General features: G+C 68.3%; 20 protein-coding genes and 3 pseudogenes. 12 read left to right on the plus strand and 11 right to left on the minus strand.

Annotated features, from left to right (window positions below; all coding sequences use genetic code 11):
- Positions 1-276 precede the first annotated feature (276 nt).
- Positions 277-834 carry a MerR family transcriptional regulator gene (locus AC5Y6Y_RS07010; protein ID WP_473139742.1) on the plus strand — a complete coding sequence of 186 codons (558 nt, stop codon included), beginning with the start codon at positions 277-279 and terminating at the stop codon, positions 832-834.
- Positions 831-3,083, plus strand: coding sequence for a VIT domain-containing protein (locus AC5Y6Y_RS07015; protein WP_473139741.1), 2,253 nt, complete (start codon positions 831-833; stop codon positions 3,081-3,083). Before AC5Y6Y_RS07010 ends, AC5Y6Y_RS07015 begins: the two co-directional genes overlap by 4 nt.
- 10 nt (positions 3,084-3,093) lie before the next feature.
- On the opposite strand, the gene AC5Y6Y_RS07020 is transcribed toward AC5Y6Y_RS07015, so the two are convergent.
- On the minus strand, positions 3,094-4,026 hold the full coding sequence (locus AC5Y6Y_RS07020) for an SMP-30/gluconolactonase/LRE family protein (protein WP_473139798.1): 933 nt from the start codon (positions 4,024-4,026) through the stop codon (positions 3,094-3,096).
- Between the two features lie 65 nt (positions 4,027-4,091).
- Positions 4,092-5,474, minus strand: a complete 1,383-nt coding sequence (locus AC5Y6Y_RS07025; RefSeq protein ID WP_463828342.1) for an aspartate aminotransferase family protein — start codon at positions 5,472-5,474, stop codon at positions 4,092-4,094.
- 22 nt (positions 5,475-5,496) lie between these two features.
- Here AC5Y6Y_RS07025 and AC5Y6Y_RS07030 point away from each other — a divergent pair, with 22 nt between their 5' ends.
- Together AC5Y6Y_RS07030 and AC5Y6Y_RS07035 are read left to right on the plus strand one after the other, a co-directional pair.
- Positions 5,497-5,682, plus strand: coding sequence for a hypothetical protein (locus tag AC5Y6Y_RS07030; RefSeq protein ID WP_473139740.1), 186 nt, complete (start codon positions 5,497-5,499; stop codon positions 5,680-5,682).
- Positions 5,679-6,575, plus strand: coding sequence for a sigma-70 family RNA polymerase sigma factor (locus AC5Y6Y_RS07035; RefSeq protein WP_463828340.1), 897 nt, complete (start codon positions 5,679-5,681; stop codon positions 6,573-6,575). The genes AC5Y6Y_RS07030 and AC5Y6Y_RS07035 overlap by 4 nt, the downstream gene beginning before the upstream one ends.
- Before the next feature lie 3 nt (positions 6,576-6,578).
- Here AC5Y6Y_RS07035 and AC5Y6Y_RS07040 read toward each other — a convergent pair whose 3' ends face one another.
- Complete coding sequence (locus AC5Y6Y_RS07040) at positions 6,579-7,997, minus strand: PE domain-containing protein (RefSeq protein ID WP_463828339.1); 1,419 nt, start codon at positions 7,995-7,997, stop codon at positions 6,579-6,581.
- Positions 7,998-8,015: 18 nt separating this feature from the next.
- Positions 8,016-8,654: pseudogene (locus AC5Y6Y_RS07045) on the minus strand (carboxymuconolactone decarboxylase family protein); the annotation flags it as partial.
- 70 nt (positions 8,655-8,724) lie between these two features.
- On the opposite strand from AC5Y6Y_RS07045, the gene AC5Y6Y_RS07050 reads away from it, so the two are divergent.
- The gene (locus AC5Y6Y_RS07050; RefSeq protein WP_463828338.1) at positions 8,725-9,261 is read left to right on the plus strand and encodes a condensation domain-containing protein; all 537 of its coding nucleotides are present in this window, start codon (positions 8,725-8,727) and stop codon (positions 9,259-9,261) included.
- Here AC5Y6Y_RS07050 and AC5Y6Y_RS07055 read toward each other — a convergent pair.
- Entirely contained in the window at positions 9,182-10,042 is an 861-nt protein-coding gene (locus AC5Y6Y_RS07055; RefSeq protein WP_463828337.1) for an SCO6745 family protein, read from the minus strand. The genes AC5Y6Y_RS07050 and AC5Y6Y_RS07055 overlap by 80 nt on opposite strands.
- Before the next feature lie 35 nt (positions 10,043-10,077).
- On the opposite strand from AC5Y6Y_RS07055, the gene AC5Y6Y_RS07060 reads away from it, so the two are divergent.
- The 3 genes and pseudogenes from AC5Y6Y_RS07060 to AC5Y6Y_RS07070 all read left to right on the plus strand — a co-directional run.
- Positions 10,078-12,018, plus strand: a complete 1,941-nt coding sequence (locus AC5Y6Y_RS07060) for a serine/threonine-protein kinase (protein ID WP_499929555.1) — start codon at positions 10,078-10,080, stop codon at positions 12,016-12,018.
- 393 nt (positions 12,019-12,411) lie between these two features.
- A pseudogene (locus tag AC5Y6Y_RS07065) lies at positions 12,412-12,498 on the plus strand (hypothetical protein); the annotation flags it as partial.
- Positions 12,499-12,525: 27 nt separating this feature from the next.
- Positions 12,526-12,636, plus strand: a pseudogene (locus AC5Y6Y_RS07070) (hypothetical protein); the annotation flags it as partial.
- Between the two features lie 13 nt (positions 12,637-12,649).
- Here the strand turns inward: AC5Y6Y_RS07070 and AC5Y6Y_RS07075 are convergent.
- The 4 genes from AC5Y6Y_RS07075 to sdhC are packed head-to-tail and all read right to left on the minus strand — an operon-like array spanning position 12,650 to position 16,008.
- On the minus strand, positions 12,650-13,441 hold the full coding sequence (locus tag AC5Y6Y_RS07075; RefSeq protein ID WP_473139738.1) for a succinate dehydrogenase iron-sulfur subunit: 792 nt from the start codon (positions 13,439-13,441) through the stop codon (positions 12,650-12,652).
- Positions 13,441-15,195, minus strand: coding sequence for a succinate dehydrogenase flavoprotein subunit (gene sdhA, locus AC5Y6Y_RS07080; RefSeq protein WP_473139737.1), 1,755 nt, complete (start codon positions 15,193-15,195; stop codon positions 13,441-13,443). Before sdhA ends, AC5Y6Y_RS07075 begins: the two co-directional genes overlap by 1 nt.
- A 10-nt stretch (positions 15,196-15,205) precedes the next feature.
- Entirely contained in the window at positions 15,206-15,673 is a 468-nt protein-coding gene (locus tag AC5Y6Y_RS07085) for a succinate dehydrogenase hydrophobic membrane anchor subunit (protein ID WP_463828333.1), read from the minus strand.
- A complete protein-coding gene (sdhC, locus tag AC5Y6Y_RS07090; protein ID WP_463828332.1) occupies positions 15,670-16,008 on the minus strand; it encodes a succinate dehydrogenase, cytochrome b556 subunit in 339 nt (112 codons plus the stop codon). The genes AC5Y6Y_RS07085 and sdhC overlap by 4 nt, the downstream gene beginning before the upstream one ends.
- Positions 16,009-16,273: 265 nt before the next feature.
- Between sdhC and AC5Y6Y_RS07095 the strand changes: the two genes are divergently transcribed.
- Genes AC5Y6Y_RS07095 through AC5Y6Y_RS07110 form a run of 4 tightly spaced genes read left to right on the plus strand, consistent with a single transcriptional unit; the run spans position 16,274 to position 19,951 of the window.
- Positions 16,274-16,675, plus strand: coding sequence for a cytidine deaminase (locus AC5Y6Y_RS07095; RefSeq protein WP_473139736.1), 402 nt, complete (start codon positions 16,274-16,276; stop codon positions 16,673-16,675).
- Complete coding sequence (locus AC5Y6Y_RS07100) at positions 16,672-17,958, plus strand: thymidine phosphorylase (protein WP_473139735.1); 1,287 nt, start codon at positions 16,672-16,674, stop codon at positions 17,956-17,958. Before AC5Y6Y_RS07095 ends, AC5Y6Y_RS07100 begins: the two co-directional genes overlap by 4 nt.
- Positions 17,955-19,034, plus strand: a complete 1,080-nt coding sequence (locus tag AC5Y6Y_RS07105; protein WP_473139734.1) for an adenosine deaminase — start codon at positions 17,955-17,957, stop codon at positions 19,032-19,034. The genes AC5Y6Y_RS07100 and AC5Y6Y_RS07105 overlap by 4 nt, the downstream gene beginning before the upstream one ends.
- 20 nt (positions 19,035-19,054) lie before the next feature.
- Positions 19,055-19,951 (plus strand): alpha/beta fold hydrolase, encoded by an 897-nt coding sequence (locus tag AC5Y6Y_RS07110; RefSeq protein ID WP_473139797.1) that lies wholly within the window; start codon positions 19,055-19,057, stop codon positions 19,949-19,951.
- Here AC5Y6Y_RS07110 and AC5Y6Y_RS07115 read toward each other — a convergent pair.
- Both AC5Y6Y_RS07115 and satS read right to left on the minus strand, forming a co-directional pair.
- Positions 19,937-20,416 carry a PE family protein gene (locus AC5Y6Y_RS07115; protein WP_473139733.1) on the minus strand — a complete coding sequence of 160 codons (480 nt, stop codon included), beginning with the start codon at positions 20,414-20,416 and terminating at the stop codon, positions 19,937-19,939. The two genes, AC5Y6Y_RS07110 and AC5Y6Y_RS07115, sit on opposite strands and share 15 nt — an antisense overlap.
- 12 nt (positions 20,417-20,428) lie before the next feature.
- The gene (gene satS / locus AC5Y6Y_RS07120) at positions 20,429-21,751 is read right to left on the minus strand and encodes a protein export chaperone SatS (RefSeq protein WP_473139732.1); all 1,323 of its coding nucleotides are present in this window, start codon (positions 21,749-21,751) and stop codon (positions 20,429-20,431) included.
- Positions 21,752-21,757: the final 6 nt, after the last annotated feature.

Below are 21,757 nucleotides of genomic sequence, written 5' to 3' on the forward strand. Positions count from 1 at the left end.
CGGGCTGTTGAGGGCGCGGTTGCTGCCGGTAGTCGTCGCGCTGGTGGGAGTTTGGGTGTCGAGTGCCACTCCTGCGTGACGCTCGGCGGGGTGGGGAGCTGCGCGGCGGGGTGGGGAGCTGCGCGGCGGGGTGGGAGCTGCGCGGCGGGGTGGGGAGCTGCTCGGCGGGGTGGGGTGGTCTTGGGCGCGGGGAGGAGAGCCGCTCGGCGAGGGCGAGGGAGTCGAGGAGCGAGCACGTTTGACACTGTCGAAAATCTATATGACACTGTCATTACCATGACCTTGCTCACCTTGCCCGAATTCGCCGCCGCGGCCGCCGCGGCCGTGCAGGCCTCCGGCGCTGTGCCGGAGAACCGGCAGGCCAAGGCGGTTCCGGCGCAGCGGATGGTGCGCTACTACACCGCCCGGGGTCTGCTACCGCGCCCCGGCAACCGGGGCCGCGCCCTGACCTACGGCCGGACCCACCTGATTCGCCTGGTGGCCATCAAGCGGCTGCAGGGCCAGGGCCTGTCGCTGGACGAGATCGCCGCCCGACTGGAGACCATGCCGGCCGCGGACGTGGAGGCCCTGGCCGCGATACCACCCGCCGCGATACCGGCCGGTCTCGGCGACCCCGAGCCCACCCCGGAACCCGCCCGGGCGGCCGGGCCGTTCTGGCGGACCGTGCCTGAGCCGGTGGCCGATGCACCGGCCGTCACCAGGCTGCAGGCCGTCCGCCTGTCCGACACTGTCACCTTGCTGGTCGACGGCCCGGTGCCCCCACTCGATGCGCTGCGCCGCGCCGCGGCGCCGTTGCTGGATCTGCTCGCCACCCCAGGAAAGGACTCTCAATGAGTGCTCAGTTGTTGCCCCTGCTGCCCGTCCAGCCCGCCCGGCCGGCCGAGACCGGGCGGCCGACCTGCGGTCAATTGAGCGCCGCGGACGGACGAGTCCTGCCGCTGAAGGCGATCAGCGTGAACACCGCCATCGTGGGCATGACCGCGACGTCGACCGTGCGGCAGCGGTTCGTCAACGCCGGCGACACCACCATCGAGGCGACCTATGTGTTCCCGCTGCCGGCCCGCGCGGGCGTGACGGACTTCGCCGCCGACCTCGCCGGGCGGCGGGTGATCGGGGTGCTCAAGGAGCGGGGTGCGGCGCGGGTCGACTACGAGCAGGCCCTGGCTGCGGGGCAGCGTGCCGCGATCGTCGAGGAGGACCGCTCCGACGTGTTCTCGGTGCGGGTCGGCAATATCGGGCCCGGCGAGGAAGCGGCCATCGAGATGCGGCTGACCGGCCCGCTGTCGTTCGAGGACGGCGAGGCCACCTTCCGCTTCCCCCTGGTGGTCACGCCGCGATACACCAAAGGCGACGCGCTCCCCGGCGATCAGACCGGCCCGGGGGAGGCCGCCGACACCGACCTGGTTCCCGACGCGTCCCGGGTCACCCCGCCCCGCCTGCTCGACTCCGACGAGCGCCCGGAGCTGAAGATCTCGCTGAGCGTGGACGGTGCCGGGCTGGCGGTGTCCGATCTGCGGTGCAGCCTGCCGATGGCACGCGGCGACGACGGGCGGTGGCGCGTCGAAGCGGGTGCGCGCGCCGACCGCGACTTCGTGCTGCGGTTCCGGGTCGACCGCAGCGAGCTGTCGTCGTCGGCGCTGCTGGTGCCCGATCCGGCGGGCGACGAAGGCACCTGGTCGGTGACACTCGTGCCTCCTGTTGAGACATCCAGTGCGCCAAGGGATGTGGTGGTGTTGCTGGACCGCTCGGGCTCGATGCACGGCTGGAAGATGATCGCCGCCCGCCGCGCCGCGGGCCGGATCGTGGACATGCTCGACGCCGGAGACCGGTTCTGTGTGCTGGCGTTCGACGACCGGATCGACGCTCCTCCGCAGCTGCCGGGCGACCTGGTCGAAGCCGACGACCGCAACCGGTTCGCCGCGGCGTCGTGGCTGGGTTCGCTGGACAGCGGCGGCGGGACGGTGATGGACGAACCGCTGGTCAAAGCGGCCGACATGCTGGCCGCGTCCGGCGCGGGCCGGCAGGCCAGCGTCGTACTCGTCACCGACGGCCAGATCAGCGGCGAAGATCACCTGTTGCGCCGGTTGGCACCGGCGGTGGGGGAGACGCGTATCTACTGCGTGGGCATCGACCGCGCCGTCAACGCCGGCTTCCTGGACCGGTTGGCAAAGTTGGGCAACGGACGATCGGAGTTGGTCGAATCCGAGGAACGCCTCGACGAAGCGATGGCCCGATTGGCCCGCACCATCGGCCGCCCCGCGCTGACCGGGCTGCGGGTGAGCGCCGCGGGCGTGCAGCTCCTCGACGGGACGGTCACGCCCGGTCGTGCTCCCGACGCGTTCGCCGGGGTGCCCTGCGTGATCTCCGGGCGGTACCGGGGTCTGACCGAGGCCGAGTTCCGGGTGGACGCCGACGGCTTCACGACCGCCCTGCCCGGCCGTGTCGCGCCGGAAGCTGTTGCAGTACAGACGATTTGGGCACGTTCGTTGGTACGTGACCTGGAGGACGAGTACGCCGCATACCGCGCTGACGACGACCTGGCCGCGCAAATCGTCGCGCATTCCATCCGGTTCGGGGTGCTGTCGCGGTTCACCGCCTTCGTGGCGATCGACCCCCAGCAGACCGATGCCGGGCCGCTGACCGAGGTGATCCAGCCCGTCGAGGAGCCCTCGGGGTGGGCGACGAACGTCGGGTTCGCCCCGGTCGCTCGCGTCTATGCCGGCGTGCCAGCGGGTGCCCCGATGCCCGTGCTGGCCGCCGCGCCGATGGCTGCTCCCGCACCGAAACGCCGCGCACCGCGGCGGTCGCTGGACAACTTGCTCAAACAGGTGGAGAAGGGCACCCAGGTTCGGCGTTCGGGACTCGAGGCGGTGCTGGCCGAACTCGAGCAGCACCGCGACGCCACGACGGAACCCGACCTGCGCGCGGCGCTGGTGCAGTTGTGCAATGCCCTGGCGCGCTTTCTGAAGAGCCGGAAACAAGCGCAGTCGGGGGAGGTGGTGGTGGCACTGGAGGCGGTCAAACGGCTGCTCGGCGACACAGACCGCGGGCGGCGCCGCACCATGCGCAGATTCTGGGAATGAACCGCGCCGGCTACAGCTGAGTGGCCGCCAGGTCCACGTACGCGAGGGCGGGGAAGCTGATCGTGCCCATCCATAGCCGCCCGGCCGCTTCGACCAGACCGGTCACGCTGCCGAAGTCGGGATGTGTGGTGCGCAGACCGGCGACGGCCGCACCGCTGTCCGGGTCGAACGCGACCGCCCAGATTTCCGGTTTGATTCGTGGTTGGAACCGCTCGGGCAGGCGCCACAACACTTTGCGGATGATCGGCGCGCGCGGGAACAACCGTTCCAGCGCGGGGTTGGCCTCGGTGACCAGCGCCGCCCAGATGCGGCCGTCGGCACCGGTGGACAGGTTGTCGGGCATCCCGGGCAGGTGCTCGGCCAGCGGCGTCACCGATCCGGCCTGCGGACCGGTCAACCAGTATTTGGACAGCCGGCGGGCCTGGGTCTCGGCGAACACCAACGCGGTGCCGTCGGCCGTCGGCGTCACCCCGTTGGCGAAGAACAGTCCGTCGAGCAGCGTGGTGACGGTGCCGTCCGGGTCGAGCCGCAACAGCCCGCCGGTACCCCGTGCCTCCACGATCGGGGCGGTGTAGTCATCGAAATGGTAGTCGCTCGTCGATTCGGTGAAATAGATTGTGCCGTCGGATGTCTCGGTGACATTCGAGCAGAACTTGAACCGTCTGCCACCCACCGAATCGACGATCACGTCCAGCGTGCCGCCGGATGGGTCCAGAGCCAGCAATCCGTGATGGCTGTCGCAGACCAAAATTCGGCCATCGTGCGCGACGTGCATACCGAGCGGCCTTCCCTCGGTGTCGGCGACGACGTCGGGGCGGCCCTCGGATAGCCGCACAATGCGCCCGTCCTCCAGCCCCGTCCACAATCGGCCGGCGGCGTCGACGACGACATCTTCGGGTCCGTTGCCGGGCAGGGGGACCACCGTGACACTCGGTGCCGGCATGGCCGGTAACGGGTCGATCGGCGGTGGTTGCCACCGGACCGGGTGAATGCGTGCCTTTGCCACGGCTAGAACCGTTCCGAGATCGGAGTCAGCACGCTGCGCAGGATCGTTTCGATCGCGTCGAACTCGGCCGGGCCGCTGATCAGCGCCGGGGCCAGCTGGATCACGGCGTCGCCGCGTTCATCGGTGCGGCAGTACAGTCCCGCTTCGAACAGCGCCGACCCGACCTCGGCCAGCAGCTTGGCGCGCTCCTCGTTGCTGAACCGCTGTTTCGTCGCCTGGTCCCGGACCAGTTCGATGCCGAAGAAGAAGCCCTCGCCGCGGACATCGCCGACGATGGGCAGGTCGTAGAGCTTCTCCAGGGTCGCCCGCAGTGCGGGGGACTGCTGCTTGACGTGGTCGGTGAGACCCTCGCGCTCGAAGATCTCCAGATTCGCCAGCCCGACGGCCGCGGAAACCGGGTGACCGCCGAATGTGTAGCCGTGCCGGAACGTCGTCTTGCCGTCATTGAACGGCTCGAAAACGCGGTCACTGGCGATGGTCGCACCCAGCGGCGAGTAGCCCGACGTCATGCCTTTGGCGCAGGTGATCATGTCCGGTACGTAGCCGAAGTCATCGCAGGCGAAGATCGACCCGATCCGCCCGAACGCGCAGATCACCTCGTCGGAGACCAACAGCACGTCGTATTCGTCGCAGATCTCGCGGACCCGCTCGAAGTAGCCGGGCGGCGGCGGGTACGAACCGCCGGCGTTCTGCACCGGTTCCAGGAAGACCGCCGCGACGGTGTCGGGCCCCTCGAATTCGATGGCCTCGGCGATCCGGTCCGCAGCCCACCGGCCGAAGGCCTTGATGTCGGTGTCCAACGGTTCGGGCGCGCGATAGAAGTTGGTGTTCGGCACCCGGAACCCGCCCGGCGCCAACGGCTCGAAGGCTTCCTTGTACTTCGGCAGGCCGGTGATCGCCAGCGCGCCCTGGGTGGTGCCGTGGTAGGCGATGGCCCGCGAAATCACCTTGTACTTATTGGGTTTACCGGTCAGCTTGAAGTACTGCTTGGCCATCTTCCACGCGGTCTCGACCGCTTCGGTGCCACCGTTGGTGAAGAACACCCGGTTCAAGTCGCCCGGCGCGTAGTGGGCCAGGCGTTCGGACAGTTCGATCGCCGGCGGGGTGGTGTTGCCCCACAGCGGGAAGAACGCCAGCTGCTCGGCCTGCCGGGCCGCGGCCTCGGCGAGTTCGGTGCGGCCGTAGCCGACCTGCACCACGAACAGACCCGACAGCGCGTCGAGGTAGCTCTTGCCGCGGTCGTCGTAGATGGTGACGCCGTCACCGCGGGTGATGACGGGCGGCGTTATGCCATTGCCGTGCTGGGCGAAGTGCAGCCAAAGATTTCTGGACATCGTGTTCGCGAGCCTAGCGGTCCGGGGGAATACTGCACTGAGAGTGGGCAAGCGCAGGACCGGGGGCGATCCGATGAACGATCACACACGCCGCTATCGGCGGCTGCTCGGTCCGGGCGGCATGGGCCGGGTGTGGCGTGCCTTCGGCACCGCCACCGAGCGCGCCGTCGCGGTCACGATGCTGGCCGGGCACATGTCCGACGGCGAGAGCTCTCTCCACCGGATACGTCGTCAGCGACGCCACCGCAGCGGCTCATGACATCCACCCAGGTCGACGAATTCGAATCGCTACGGCCCCACCTGATGTCGGTGGCCTACCGGTTGACCGGCACCGTTGCCGACGCCGAGGACATCGTTCAGGAAGCCTGGCTGCGGTGGCACACCCAGGACAGCGTGATTGGGGACCTGCGGGCCTGGTTGACGACGGTGGTGAGCCGGCTGGGGCTGGACAAGTTGCGCTCGGCCTCGCACCGGCGCGAAACCTATACGGGCAACTGGCTGCCCGAGCCGGTGGTCACCGGTTTCGACCCGGCAGATCCGCTGTCGGCGGTGGTCTCGGCCGAGGATGCCCGCTTCGCCGCGATGGTGGTGCTGGAAAAGCTCAACCCCGATCAGCGAGTGGCCTTCGTGCTGCACGACGGTTTCGCGGTGCCGTTCGCCGATGTGGCCGACGTGCTGGGCACCACCGAAGCCGCGGCCCGCCAACTGGCGTCGCGGGCCCGCAGAGCGGTCGCGGCCGCGCCGCCGCCGAAGCCGGATCCCGGGCACGCCGAGGTGGTCGGCAAGCTGATGGCGGCGATGGCGGCCGGCGATCTGGAGGCCGTGGTCGCGCTGCTGCACCCCGACGTCACCTTCACCGGCGACTCGAATGGCAAGGCGCCCACCGCAGTTCAGATCATCCGGGGTGCGGACAAGGTGGTCCGGTTCATGCTCGGGCTGGCCGGCCGGTACGGTGACGCGTTCTACACCGCCAATCACCTGGCTCTGGTCAACGGCGAATTAGGTTCGTACACAACGGGTTTCCCTGCTGCTGAGGGACGCCGCGAGATGGCGCCGCGGATCACCGCGATGACGGTGCGCGACGGCAAGGTGGTCGCCCTGTGGGACATCGCCAACCCCGACAAGTTCACCGGATCCCCGTTGCGCCGGTGATGACTAAAGGACGATCCCGGTGGCCGGGCCGAGGATGATCTGCTGGCCGCCGGGCGCCACGTAGGGGCCGGTGGGCCCGTAGATGCCGTACTCTGCGGGATCGGTGCTCGGGCCGAAACCGTTGTAGATGTCGTTGATCCAGCCGCCGGCCAGGGTGTGGACCGCCGCGGTCGCACCGGGTGGGGAGAACCCGGTGAGCAGTTGGGCGGCGAAGTCGACCAGCGGGTTGCCGCCCAGCATGGAGTCGACGTGTGAGCCGCCGACGATCTCGACGCCGCTGAACTGCCCCGGATACAGGCTCACCAGGGTATCGGTGGTGGCGCCGTAGGCATTCCACGGCTGCGGCGGCGCAACCACCGCATACAGCGGAATGCCGGCGGTCTGCAACGTGGTCGCCGCGTCGGCGAACGCCGCGTTGTTACTCGCGACGCCGTCGAACATCACCACGCCCTGCAGGTTGTTGGTGCCGCTGCCGAGGGCCGAGAGGTAGTTGCTGGCCGCCATGGTGGCCAGGCCACCGCCGGCGGAGTGTCCGGTGAGGATGAACTGCTGCGGCAGCGTGCCCAGGTAACCGGCCTGGTGCGCGGCGGTGTTCAGCGCCGGCTGGCCGCCCAGGAACAGCGAGCCCACCCCCTGCTGCATCTGCGGGCTGTTCAGGTACACACCCAGGGGCAGTGGGATCGACGGGATGGTGGGTGTGACCACGACGCTGTTGGTCTGCTGTGCGAGGTTCATGGCCAACGGCTGGTAGAACCAGCCGATCGCGGCGAAACCGTGCTGCAGGTAGACGGTGCCGGTGGGGGTCACCGCGCCGCTCGCCTGGGTCGGGAAGTACCAGAACGCCGGCGCCGGGTAGTTGAACTGGGGAACCGTGAGCCCCAGGAAGGAACTCGGGCCGACCGGGATCTGCAGGAACGAGAACCCGATCCTGACCCCGCTCACCCCGTTGGTCCCGGAAACGGCGACCGTGGCGGGGAAGTTCAGCACCCCGCCCAGGCCGACCGCGTTGGTTCCCCAGTTGAGCAACGCGCCCAGCGTCGCGGTGTTCACGCCGATGCTGGCGCCGAACAACGGGCGCCCGATCAGCAACTCGATGGGTGCGAAGAACCCGGCCTGCTGCAGCGCGGCCAGCAGCGGCAACACATTGGCGGCCTCGGCGGCAGCGTAGGCGGCCGACGCTTCGCTCAACGCCCGTGCGAATTGCGTCTGCCACAGGGTGGTCTGGGCGCTGAGCACCTGGAACTCCTGGGCGTGGCTGCCGAAGAGACTCGCGATGGCCGCTGACACCTCGTCACCGGCCGCCGCGAGCACGTCCGTCGTCAATGGCGCCGCGGCAGCGGCTGCCTCCCGGAGGGCGTTTCCGATCCCGGTCAGCTCACCGGCAGCTGCGGCCAGCGCCTCCGGCGCTGCGATCAACGACATTGTCGAATCGTAGGCAGGTCAGGCCCGATTCGACCGAATTTCCGCCGAGTCGGCCCACGGCACCCGGCAGGAGTCCCCCGAACTGAAACCCTGCTCGGTGATGCCCAGCGCCGAGTACATCCGGGCGCGCATGTTCTCGATGCCGATCTGGTAGGTCAGCTCGATCACGCCGGCGTCGCCGAAGCGGGCCCGCAGATCCTCGACCTGCTCGTCGGTCACCGCATGCGGGTCGGTGGTCATCGCGTCGGCGTAGGCGATGGCCGCGCGTTCGTCGTCGCTGAAGGCCGGCGAGGTGGCGTAACGGTCGATGTCTTTGAGCCGCTCGATGTCCAGGCCGTCCAGCCGCTGCAGCATCGACCCGAAGTCGACGCACCACGAGCAGCCGACGGTGCGGGCGGTCCAGAAGACCGCCAGTTCGCGCACGCTGGCCGGCAGCGTCCGCGACGCGCTCTGCAGCAGGGTCTCGTGCACGGCATTGGCGACCAGCAGGCGCGGATGGTGCGCGGCGACCGTGAACGGCTCGGGAACCTCGCCGAACCGCCGTTTGGCGACCCGGTACATGGCGCGGACGAGCAGGCCGGCGCGCTTGGGGGGCAGGGGCTGGATGCGGGTTTTCTGTGTCATACCGATCAGACGAGGCAGGTCGGAAGGATGTGACACCTTCGGCGCAAGAAAATTCCAAGGATCCGACAAGAATGCTCCAAGGGCTCCGGCCGAGTCTTGCCCGATGGAACTCACAACCTCGTCGTACTGGGACATCGTCGAAGCGTCCCTGCTGACCGACCTGGAGGAGCTGGCGCACACCGAGGTGCTGGTCGCCGACTCGCGGCTGGACCAGTCGGGCGTGCGTGCCGCCGTGGACGCGGTCTTCGACGCCAACCCCACCCTGGGCGCGGTGTTCGAGCCGAGCATGGAGCGCTGGCTGGCCCGGCCGGGCGGTGGCTGGAGTTGGGCGGTCGAGCCGCCGGGGGTCTTGGTGGACGAGGTGATTGCGCGGCAACGTGCCGGTTACGACAAGCGCACCGGCCGACTGTTCGCGGTGTCGCTGCTGCCCGGTTCGCCGGAGCGGTTGGTGCTCACCGCCAGCAGGCTGTGCGTGGACGAGGCGTTGTGGCAGAGCGTGGTCGATGCGCTGGTGACCGGGTACGTGGGCGCTACCCTCACGCCCGACATCACCTTTCGGGCTAAAAGTCGCGCCGCACGCTCATGGGCGTGGTGGCGGGCAGATCGCCGCCCGCGATCACCGCTCGCGCTAGCGGGGTGAGTGCTTCGAACAAGGCCCGCAGTTCGTCGTCGTCGAGACCGTCGAACACATGCAAAGCCATTGTGTCCGTGACGGTTTCGATCTGATTTCGGAACTGGCGACCGGCCTGGGTCAACGCTCCGTCGGCGTCGATGAGACCGCGGGCGGCGAGGCTGCGCCGGCAGGCGTCCCACTCCTGATCGTCGTAGTGACGAGCGCGCTTCATGTAGTCGGCGGGCACCTGCCCGGCGGCGGTGTGCAGCACGTTGGACTCCCGTCCGGAGATGCCCGCCGCGGCCAGCACCGCCACGTGCCCGTCGCCGCGGTGTTCACGCAGCAGCGTCACCGCATGCCAGAGTGCGGCCACCGGATCGGACGGCACCGGCAGCGCGACGTTGGCCGCGAACAGCGGGCGGGCGTCCACCGGGGCGCGCTGCGCCGCGCGGATCGCCAATTCCGCTGCAGTGCGGACATTTTCGTCGTCGAGAAGGCCCACCCGGTGCAGGGCGGCGACCGTCGACTGCTGACGTGCGCGCAACGCGGCGTCCGGCCCGGCGATATCCCACGCCGCCGGAAGGGCTTTGGCCACCCGCGCAGGCGCGAAGTTGTAGAACACCGCCGTCACGACCTGTGGCGCCACCACACCCAGCGGTGCCGACCGGGCGGCGAAGTACCCCATCCAGAACCCGCGGTAACCGAGGTCGTCCAACCCTGCGCGCACCTCGGGCGCGAAGTACGTCACGGCGTGGATGGGTTCGAAGCGGTCGTAGAACTGTCGGGCCAACTCGGTGGTGCGTTGCATGCTTGCAGCTTCCTTGATGCCGTTAGGCTGCGCTAGTGGCGGATGGGGAGGCCTTCGGGCGGTATCGGCTGCTCGAGGAGCTCCGTTGGGCCGGGGCCGGGACCGTATACCGGGCTCGGGACACCATGATGACGCGCGACGTGGCCCTCAAAGTGCTTCCCGCGGAGTCCGCCGGCGATCCCGAATATCGGGAGCGGTTCCGCTCCGAGGTTTCCATCGCGGCCCAGCTGAACAATCCGAACGTCATCCCGGTCTATGAAGCCGGCGAGATCGACGGTCGCCTCTACCTGGTGATGCCCATCCTGGACGGCATCGATGCGCGCAGTCTGCTGGACCGCGACGGCGCGATGAGCCCGGCACTGGCGGTGCGGGTGATCGAGCAGGCTGCGGTGGCGCTGGAATCCGCGCACCGATCCGGGCTGGTGCACGGTGACGTGAAGCCGTCGAATCTGTTCGTCGTGGGCGGCGAATTCGTGTATCTGATCGACTTCGGGGCCCACGCGGCCGGCGCCGCCGTGGATAGCGGAAGCTGGCCGTATCTGGCCCCGGAGCGACTGCGGTCCCAGACCAGTGCCCCCGGCGCCGCCGGCGACATCTACGCCCTCGCCTGTGTGTTGCACGAATGCCTGACCGGACAGCAGGCCGTGCGCGGCGACAGCTTGGAGGAGATCGCCGCCGCGCATCTGCACGGCGCGCCGCCGAAGCCGTGTGACATCGACCCGTCGATCCCGGTCGGTTTCGATGACGTGGTCGCTCGCGGCATGGCGAAGAACCCCGATGACCGTTACCAGTCCGCACGCGAATTCGCCCGTGCCGCAAGAGCTGCGCTCACGCCTGCCGGGGGTGCGTCGGCGGTCTCGGCCGACCAACGCGAGTTCGGCCGCTATCACCTGCTGCAAGTCCTCGGCGCGGGCGGGATGGGTGCGGTGTACCGGGCTCGCGACACCGAACTGCACCGGGACGTCGCCGTCAAACTGCTGCAGCCGGGTCTGGCCGTCGAGCCGGGCTATGAGGAGCGATTTCGCCGGGAGGCGTACGCCGCCGGCCGGCTGGCCAGTCCGAACATCATCCCGATCTACGAGGCCGGCGAAGTCGACGGCCGGTTGTATCTGGTGATGCCGATCATCAACGGCGTCGACGTGCACACCGTGTTGCAGCGGGACGGGGCCATGGACCCGGACCGGGCGGTGCGGGTGATCGAGCAGGTCGCGGGCGCGTTGGAAGTGGCGCACAAGTCCGGGTTGGTGCACCGCGACGTCAAGCCGTCGAACCTGTTGATGGTCGACGAAGACTTTGTGTACCTGATCGACTTCGGGCTCGTCCACGACTCCTCGGCCGCCCGTCTGACGGTGACCAACATCGCGCCGGGGACCCCGGCCTACATGGCGCCGGAGCGCTTCACCAGCGGGTCGATCACCGACGCCCGGGCCGACGTGTATTCGCTGGCCTGTGTGCTCTACGAGTGTCTGACCGGTCAACTGCCGTTCGCCGGCGACAGTATCGGGCAGCTGGTGGGCGCGCATCTGTCCACCGATCCGCCCCGGCCGAGCAGCTGCAACCCTGCCCTCGCCGGGTTCGACAACGTGATCGCGCGCGGCATGGCCAAGGATCCCGATGCCCGCTACCAGTCGGCCAGCGAGCTCGCTGTCGCCGCCCGCAAAGCCCTCACCGACCCCGGCGAACCAACGCCGGCACCGATCGACGACCCGGTACTGGACGCCACGATGCTGGCGGCACCGCAACCGCGACGCAACCGTCGCCGTGTTGTCGCCGCCGCGGCCGCCCTGCTGGTCGTCGCGTGCGGCGCGGCATTCTTGGTGACCCACAACAGATCTCGTCCCACCCAGTCGGCGGCGCAGACGGTACTGCCGTTCAGTGACCTGGACGGGCCGCTGGGGATCACCGTCGACGCGAAGGGCACCGTCTACGTCACCGACACCGGCCACAACCGCGTCGTGCAGCTGGCGACCGGCTAGACCGAACAGACCGTCGCGCCGTTCTCCGGGTTGGACCACCCCACCGACATCGCGGTCGACAACCAAGGCACCGTCGTGGTGGGCGAGAACCGCCGAGTGCTGCAGCTGACCGCGGGATCGACCGATCAGACCGTCCTGCCGTTCGCCGGCCTGGCCGAACCCAGTGGCGTCGCGATCTCCACCCGCGGCCCAGACCTTGCCGTCTACGTCGTCGACTCCCGGCTCAACAAGGTGCTGACGCTGCGCGGGCCGGCCGTGGACCAGACCGAGTTGCCCTTCACCGGCTTGAACCATCCCTCGGCGGTGGCGCTGGACGGCAACGGGACACTCTTCATCGTCGACCGGAACAACGAGCGGGTGATCAAATTACCCGCCACCGCGACGGTCGCCACCGTGCTGTCCTACGCGGTCGGTCGGCCGGAATACATCGCCGTCGATGCCGATGACGACCTGTACGTCACCGACACCCGCCACAACAGTGTGTTGAAGCTGGTCAAGGCCTCCAACACGATGATCACGCTGCCGTTCCAGGGACTGAGCAATCCGCAGGGCGTCGCAGTCGATGCCGCCGGGAATGTCTACGTCGTCGATTCCGGCAACAACCGGGTGCTGAAACTGCCGCCGAGCTGACTCAGCGCGTGAACATCACGGCGCGTTTGACTTCCTGGATCGCCTTGGTCACCTCGATGCCCCGCGGGCAGCACTCGGTGCAGTTGAACGTGGTGCGACAACGCCACACCCCGTCGACCTCGTTGAGGATGTCCAGGCGTTCGGCGGCCGCCTCGTCGCGACTGTCGAAGATGAACCGGTGCGCGTTGACGATGGCCGCCGGCCCGAAGTAGCTGCCTTCGTTCCAGAACACCGGGCAGCTGGTGGTGCAGCAGGCGCACAGGATGCACTTGGTGGTGTCGTCGTAGCGGGCGCGGTCGGTCGGGCTCTGAATACGTTCGCGCGTAGGGGGATTGCCGCTGGTGATCAGGTACGGCTTGATTGCGCGGTAGGCCTCGAAGAACGGTTCCATGTCGACCACGAGGTCTTTTTCCACCGGCAGCCCGCGGATCGGTTCGACGGTGATGGTGAGTTTCTTGCCGGGCTTCTTGGGCAGCAGATCGCGCATCAGCACCTTGCAGGCCAACCGGTTGACGCCGTTGATCCGCATCGCGTCCGAGCCGCACACCCCGTGCGCGCACGACCTGCGGAACGTCAACGTCCCGTCCAGGTAGCCCTTGATGTACAGCAGCAGGTTCAGCAGCCGGTCGCTGGGCAGACACGGCACCCGGAAGCTCTGCCAGCCACCGGTGGCCGCGAACTTCTCCGGGTCGTCCGGGTTGAACCGGGCGATCTTCAGCGTCACCATCACCGCGCCGTCCGGGACCGGCGGCAGCGGGGGTTCGAGCGTTTGGACCTCTGGCTCGGCAGTCATCAGTACTTCCGCTCCTTCGGCTCATACCGGGTCTGCACCACCGGCTTGAAGTCCAGCCGGATGTCGCTGATCAGGTCGGCACCTTCTTTGTAGGCCATGGTGTGGCGCATGTAGTTGATGTCGTCGCGGTTGGGGTAGTCCTCGCGGGCGTGTCCGCCGCGCGACTCCTTGCGGTTCAGCGCACCCACCACGGTGACCTCGGCGAGCTCCAGCAGAAAGCCGAGCTCGATAGCCTCCAGCAGGTCGCTGTTGAACCGTTTCCCCTTGTCTTGCACGGTGATTCGGGAGTACCGCCCTTTGAGCGCATGGATGTCGGTGAGTGCCTGCTTGAGCGTTTCCTCGGTGCGGAACACCGCGGCGTTGTTGTCCATGGTCTGTTGCAGGGCACCGCGGATGTCGGCGACCCGCTCGTTGCCGTGCTCGGAGAGGATGTCGGCGACCCAGCCCTGCACCATCGCCGCGGGTTCGGGCGGCATGTCGGAGAAGTCATGCCCCCGCGCGTACGCGGCGGCGGCCAGGCCCGCGCGGCGCCCGAAGACGTTGATGTCCAGCAGCGAATTGGTGCCCAGCCGGTTGGCGCCGTGCACCGAGACGCACGCGCACTCGCCGGCCGCGAACAGTCCGGGCACGGTGTTGGTGTTGTCGCGCAGCACCTGGCCGGTGACCGTGGTCGGAATGCCGCCCATCACGTAGTGGCAGGTCGGGTAGACCGGGACCAGTTCGTGCACCGGGTCCACACCCAGGTAGGTGCGGGCGAACTCGGTGATGTCGGGCAGCTTGGCTTCCAGCACCTCCTCGCCGAGGTGACGGACGTCGATGTAGACGTAGTCCTTGTGCGGGCCGGCGCCCCGGCCTTCCAGCACCTCGAGCACCATCGACCGGGCGACGATGTCGCGCGGCGCCAGGTCGACGATGGTCGGGGCGTAGCGCTCCATGAAGCGTTCGCCCTCCCCGTTGAGCAACCGGCCGCCCTCGCCGCGCACCGCCTCGGAGATCAGGATGCCCAGACCGGCCAGGCCGGTCGGATGGAACTGGTGAAATTCCATGTCCTCCAACGGGAGTCCCTTGCGGAACACGATCCCGATGCCGTCCCCGGTCAGCGTGTGCGCATTGGAGGTGGTCTTGTACATCCGGCCGGATCCGCCGGTCGCCAGCACGACCGCCTTGGCGTGGAAGACGTGGATCTCACCGGTGGCCAGTTCGTAGGCCACCACCCCGGTGGCGACCGGCCCGGTGGGGGTCTGGGTGAGCACCAGGTCCAATGCGTAGAACTCGTTGAAGAACTGCACATCGTGCTTGACGCAGTTCTGGTACAGCGTCTGCAGGATCATGTGGCCGGTGCGGTCGGCGGCGTAACAGGCCCGCCGGACCGGGGCCTTGCCGTGGTCGCGGGTGTGCCCACCGAACCGGCGCTGGTCGATGCGGCCCTCCGGGGTGCGGTTGAACGGCATCCCCATCTTCTCCAGGTCCAGCACCGCGTCGATGGCCTCTTTGCACATGATCTCCACGGCGTCCTGGTCGGCGAGGTAGTCGCCGCCCTTGACGGTGTCGAAGGTGTGCCACTCCCAGTTGTCCTCTTCGACGTTGGCCAGCGCGGCGCACATGCCGCCCTGGGCGGCGCCGGTGTGGCTGCGGGTGGGGTAGAGCTTGGTCAGCACTGCGGTGCGGACGCGGGGGCCGGCCTCCACCGCGGCCCGCATCCCGGCTCCGCCCGCCCCGACGATCACCACGTCGTATCGGTGTTGCTGGATCAAGGCGCCCCTCTCAGGAGATGTTCGGGTTGAAGGTCACGATCACGTAGGTGCCCAGCACCAACGTGAACCCCATCGACAGCAGCAGGATGCTGTTCAGCCAGAAGCGGGTGACGTCCTTGCGGGTGTAGTCGTCGATGATGTTGCGCAGACCGTTGCCGCCGTGCAGTTGCGCCAGCCACAACAGGGCCAGATCCCAGAACTGCCAGAACGGCGACGCCCAGCGCTGGGCGACGAAGTTGAAGTCGATGCGGTAAACACCGTCGTCCCACATCAGCATGATGAACAGATGCCCGATCGCCAGGAGCACCAGCGCGATCCCGGAGAACCGCATGAACAGCCAGGCGAATTTCTCGAAGTTGGGGATGCCGGCGCGACGCCGCGGCGAGCGCGGGTTGTCCAGGCTGGCCGGCCGGTCGTAGCTGCGTTGCCGCACCGGGGCGACCTGGCCCGGGCCGAGCTGCAGATCGGGTGTGCTCATCGCAGGTGATCCCAGGCGTGAATGCCGATGACCACCCCGGCCATCACGAACGGCACCAGGAACCCGACGGCGACGATCCACAGCATGGTGCGCTGGTGGCGCGGACCTTCGGCCCAGAAGTCGATCAGGATGATCCGGATCCCGTTGAGCGCGTGGAAGAGCACCGCCGCCACCAGACCGAATTCCATCAGCCCGACGATCGGGGTCTTGTAGGTCGACAAGACCTCGTTGTAGGTCTGCGGGCTCACCCGGAGCACGGCGGCGTCCAGCACGTGCACGAACAGGAAGAAGAAGATCGTGGCGCCGCTGATGCGGTGCAACACCCACGCCCACATGCCGGGGTCGCCCCGGTACAGGGTCCGCGGCGGCCTTCGTTTGCGAGAGGATCCCAGCGGTGCCGGGTCCGCGGTCGTCGTCGTCTGAATCACCCGCCTTCGAAAGAGGCCTGGAAGCGGCCCGGGAAAAGCCTTGCAGAACCGCTACCAAACATAACGCCGCGAGGTGGCCCGTAGTCCCGAACCATCCGATCAGAATCGCATGTTGTTTTCAGGTTAGGGTGGCTTTACCTGAAGGCAGTCATTGGTTGAGCGGGGTTGCGCAGTGCCTGGCATTGATTGGAACATGTTGCGGGACAAAGCAATCGGTGCGGCCGCGCTGGCGTACGCCCCGTACTCGGGGTTCCCGGTGGGGGCGGCGGCGCTGGTGGACGACGGCCGGGTGGTCACCGGTTGCAATGTGGAGAATGTCTCATATGGCCTTGGTCTCTGCGCGGAATGCGGGCTGGTGTGCGCGCTGCACGCCACCGGTGGGGGCCGACTGATCGCGCTGGCCTGCGTCGACGGGCGCGGTGCGCCGCTGATGCCGTGCGGGCGTTGTCGCCAGGTGTTGCTCGAACACGGCGGTCCGCAACTGCTGATCGACCACCCGCGTGGGCCGCGACGCCTGGCGGAGCTGCTCCCGGACGCGTTCGGTCCCGACGATCTGGGTCGGGAATCGTCTTGACAGACTTCGCATTTGACGCACCGACGGTGATCCGCACCAAGCGGGACGGCGGCCGGCTCTCCGGGGCCGCGATCGACTGGGTGATCGACGGCTACACCGGCGGCCGGGTGGCCCCCGAACAGATGTCGGCGTTGTTGATGGCGATCTTCCTGCGCGGCATGGACCGCGGCGAGATCACCGATTGGACGGCGGCGATGCTGGCGTCGGGCCCACGACTGGATTTCACCGAGCTGGGCCGGGTGACTGTGGACAAGCATTCCAGCGGCGGTGTCGGCGACAAGATCACGCTGCCGCTGGTGCCCGTCGTCGTCGCCTGTGGCGGCACGGTGCCGCAGGCGGCCGGACGTGGGTTGGGCCACACCGGCGGCACCCTGGACAAACTGGAATCCATCCCCGGGTTCACCGCGGACCTGTCCGGTCAGCGGGTGCGCGAACAGCTGCGCGACGTCGGCGCCGCCATCTTCGCCGCCGGTGAACTGGCGCCGGCGGATGCCAAGCTGTACGCGCTGCGCGACGTCACCGGGACCGTCGAATCCCTGCCGTTGATCGCCAGTTCGGTGATGAGCAAGAAACTGGCCGAGGGTGCCGGCGCGCTGGTGCTGGACGTCAAGGTCGGTTCCGGGGCTTTCCTGAAGACCGAGGCGGAGTCCCGCGAGCTGGCGCACACCATGGTCGAGCTGGGGCTCGCGCACGGCGTCCCCACCCGCGCGCTGCTCACCGACATGCAGTGCCCACTGGGGCTGACCGTCGGCAACGCGCTGGAGGTGCAGGAGTCGCTGGAGGTGCTGGCCGGTGGCGGGCCGCCCGACGTGGTGGAACTGACCGTGCGGCTGGCCGCCGAGATGCTGGAGCTGGCCGGCCTGGACGGCCGCGATCCAGCACAGACCTTGCGCGACGGGACCGCGATGGACAGCTTCCGTCGGCTGGTCGCCGCGCAGGGCGGAGATTTGGCGAAACCGTTGCCGGTTGGTGGGCATTCGGAAACCGTCGCAGCCACCCGGGGCGGCACAATGGGCGACATTGACGCGATGGCGGTGGGGTTGGCGGCGTGGCGGCTCGGCGCGGGCAGGTCCCGGCCGGGTGCGCAGGTACAGCATGGCGCCGGGATCCGGATCCATCGCCGCCCGGGCGATCCGGTGGCTGCCGGCGAGACGTTGTTCACCCTGCACACCGAGACGCCCGGGCGGCTCGGTCCGGCGCTGGCCGAACTCGACGGCGCCTGGCACGTGGCCGACCACCCGCCCGAGCGCAGGCCATTGATTATCGATCGGATCACACCATGAACCTGGACCTGGAACAGATCCGCACGGCGCCCAAGGCGCTGCTGCACGATCACCTCGACGGCGGGCTGCGGCCGGCCACGGTGCTGGAGATCGCCGCTGAGATCGGCTACGACGGGCTGCCGGTCACCGACGCCGACGCGCTGGCGACGTGGTTTCGCACCCAGTCGCACAGCGGCTCGTTGGAGCGTTATCTGGAACCGTTCTCGCACACCGTGGCGGTGATGCAGACGCCCGACGCGCTGTATCGCGTGGCCCACGAATGCGTGGAAGATCTGGCCGCGGACTCGGTGGTGTACGCCGAGGTCCGGTTCGCCCCCGAGCTGCACATCAACCGCGGCCTGTCCTTCGACCAGGTGGTGGACGCGGTGCTGGAGGGCTTCGCGGCCGGCGAAAAAGCATGTGCCGCAACTGGTCACGGTATCAAGGTGCGCTGCCTGGTGACCGCGATGCGGCACGCCGCCATGTCCCGCGAGATCGCCGAGCTGGCGATCCGGTTCCGGGACAAGGGCGTAGTCGGATTCGACATCGCCGGAGCCGAGGCCGGCCACCCGCCGACCAGGCACCTGGATGCGTTCGAATACATGCGGGATAACAACGCGCGCTTCACAATCCACGCGGGGGAGGCATTCGGCCTGCCGTCCATCCATGAGGCGATCGCGTTCTGCGGCGCCGACCGGCTCGGTCACGGCGTGCGCATCGTCGACGACATCGAAATCGTCGATGGTGCGGTCAGGCTGGGTCGGCTGGCATCACTGTTGCGGGACAAGCGGATTCCGTTCGAGATGTGCCCCAGTTCCAACGTGCAGACCGGTGCGGTCGCCAGCATCGCCGAGCACCCGTTCGACCTGCTGGCCCGCAGCCGTTTCCGGGTGACCGTCAATACCGACAACCGGTTGATGAGCGACACCACGATGAGCGAGGAGATGTTCCGTCTGGTCGAGGCGTTCGGCTACGGCTGGAGCGATCTGCAGCGCTTCACCATCAATGCGATGAAATCCGCCTTCATCCCGTTCGACGAGCGGCTGGCCATCATCGATGACGTGATCAAGCCGCAGTACGCGGTGCTGATCGGCTGAATACGATCAATGGTGTGCAGCTGCCCGAGCGTGTTCGCGTCGACGAGGCGTCGACGTTCACCCTGCCCGACGGACGCAGCTTGGCCTATCTCGAGTACGGCGACACCGCGGGTTATCCCGCGTTCTACTTTCACGGCACCCCGAGTTGCCGGTTGGAGGGCGCCTTTGCCGACGGTGCTGCGCGCCGGCACGGCATCCGGCTGATCGCAGTGGACCGGCCCGGGTTCGGGCAGTCGACCTTGCAGCGTGGGCGCCGGTTCCGGGACTGGCCGGCCGACGTGTGTGCCCTGGCCGACGGGCTCGGACTGGGCGAGTTCGGCGTCGTCGGGCATTCCGGTGCCGGGCCGCACCTGTTCGCGTGCGGGGCGCTGATCCCGCCGGCGCGGCTGAAGTTCGTGGGAGCGCTGGCACCGTGGGGTCCGCTGGTGACACCGCGCATCCGGGCCAGTCTCAGTCGGACCGACGCGCTCTACTTCCGTGCCGCACAACGCGGTATCTGGATCTTCAACGCCGCGTACGTGCCGCTGGGCTGGTGTGCGCAATTCGCGTCGGGCCTGTTCGGCCGGCTGGTGACACTGTCACTGCCCGACATCGACCGGGACCACATGCGCGACGAGCTCTTCCTGCGGCACTTCGGCGCCGTCCAGCGTGAAGCGTTCCGGCAGGGCGGCCGGGGCGCCGCGTACGAGTCGTTTCTGATCTACCGGCCGTGGGGGTTCGAGGTCGGTCAGGTCGCGGTGCCGACGCATATCTGGCAGGGCGACGAGGACTCCTTCATCCCGCGGGCGATCGGCGAATATCTCGAGGACGCGATCCCCGAGGTGGATCTGCACTGGGCCCCCGGCAACGGTCATTTCGCACTCAAATACTGGGACGACATCCTGGCGGCGTGCGTCGCCGGTCTAGATCCCCAGTAGCGACCCCAGGTAGGCGAAGGGCAGATAGATCGCGAGCGCGGCGTAGATCGGGATCAGCATCAGGAACAACACGTAGTAGAGAGCGGCCGCGAGCTGGAAAAACAGCGACGTCACGTCGCCGATGATCGAGGTCACGACGTCGGTCAACGTGGCGGCGGGCAGCGGCTGCAGCGATGCCGCGCTGGCGGACTCGGCGCCCGCGTAGGCGCCGGCTGCCGCCCCGAGCTGCTGCACGAACTTCTCGTGATAGGCGGCAACCTGCCCGGCCACGCTCTGGTAATCCCGGCCGAATTCGGCGAACAGTTGCGCGACGGCGCCGGACACTTCGTCGGCGGCCGAGGGAACAATGCCCTGGGTGGGCGCCGTGGCGGTGAGGTGCGCTGCGCGCAGCGCCGAGTCGATGGCCGCCAGATCGGTCGCAGCCTGCGCGATGAGCTCCGGCGCCGCAACCACCACGTCAGCCATACCGGTCTCGTCCTATTCGCGCCGCAGCCGCGAATCCACGAAGGACTCCAGCTTTTCCCAGCCCCGCACCGCCGCGGCGTACGGTCCGGCGGGTTTGCTCACCGAGTCCGGCTCCAGCACGTAGGCGATCAGCTTGCCCAGCGGCTTGTTCGTCTCCAGCGCTTTGTCGACGGTGCTCTCCTCGGAATAGTCCCCGATGTCGCGCAGCAGCTCGACGGCGAGGTCGAGCTGTTCGCGGTCCACCGCTTCCGGTCCGTCGGTGAAGTCGTCGGCCAGTCCGCTGAGCACGTAGACGTTCTCGTCGGTGATGTCGACTTTCAGCGAGCCGTCGGTGGCGGCGGTCCGGATGTCGTCGTAGGTGCTCAGGTCCGACAGGTCGTGATCGTGCTCGTCGGCGAGGTAGCGCGCCAGCGCCCGCTCGGAGCCGAACACGCTGATCCGGCCGTTGCGGCCCAGGAAGATCGGCCGGTCGTCCAGATAACAGCGCAGGGTATAGAAGGTGCCCGAGCTGGTCATGATCTGGATCGGGTCGATGCCGACCTGCGTCCAGAAGTCGTCGGTGCCACCGAGCACCACGGTGTCGCCTTCGGCGCGGCCTTCTTCTTCTTCGTCGTCGTCGTCTTCTTCGGCTTCGTCTTCGTCTTCGTCTTCGTCGGCCGCAGCCTCGTCGGCCTCGTCTTCCGGCTCGGCGGCCTCGTCGGCGTCCTCCGTGACGGCCGGCTCTTCGTCTTCTTCGATCTCCTCGTCGAGTTCTGCAGCCGCCTTGGCCGAGAGGTCCTCGTCGACCTCGGGGACGGTGGCGATGTCGTCGACGGCCTCGAGCACGTCGTCCCAGCTACGTGCGATCACCTCTGCGATCGTGTTCCACCGCTTCTGACCGGCTTTCCCGGCGAAGTGGTCGATGCCGCCCGAGACCGTGCCCAGCATCGGGTTGCCGTTGAAGAACTTCGAGATCGCCGGCAACTCGCAGACCGACCCGATGGACGAGACGATGGCCAACGCTCCGGCCAGCGCCGTCACCGATTTCTCGGTCGGTTTCTCGGCGACCAGCTCCTCGACCGCCACCAGGTCGAACTGGTTGTCCTCGGCGGGTTCCAGCTTCTGGGCGTGCGCCTCGGTGACGCTCTGCCAGCCCGGGTGGTCGGTCAGGTCGTTGTCGGCGTCGCTGCGCACGAAAGCGACCAGGTCGGCGACGCTCTCGAAAACGTACAGGTCGTCGTCCTTGCCCAGAAACGCTTCCCACTCGTCCCCGGAGTCGCGCCAGCGGGGCGCCCACAGCGTGTAACGGTCCCCCTCGGACAGGCTCAGGCGGATGGGCACGAGGTCAGCAGCCATGCGGCA

This window comes from Mycobacterium sp. NGS24 (genome assembly GCF_059813065.1).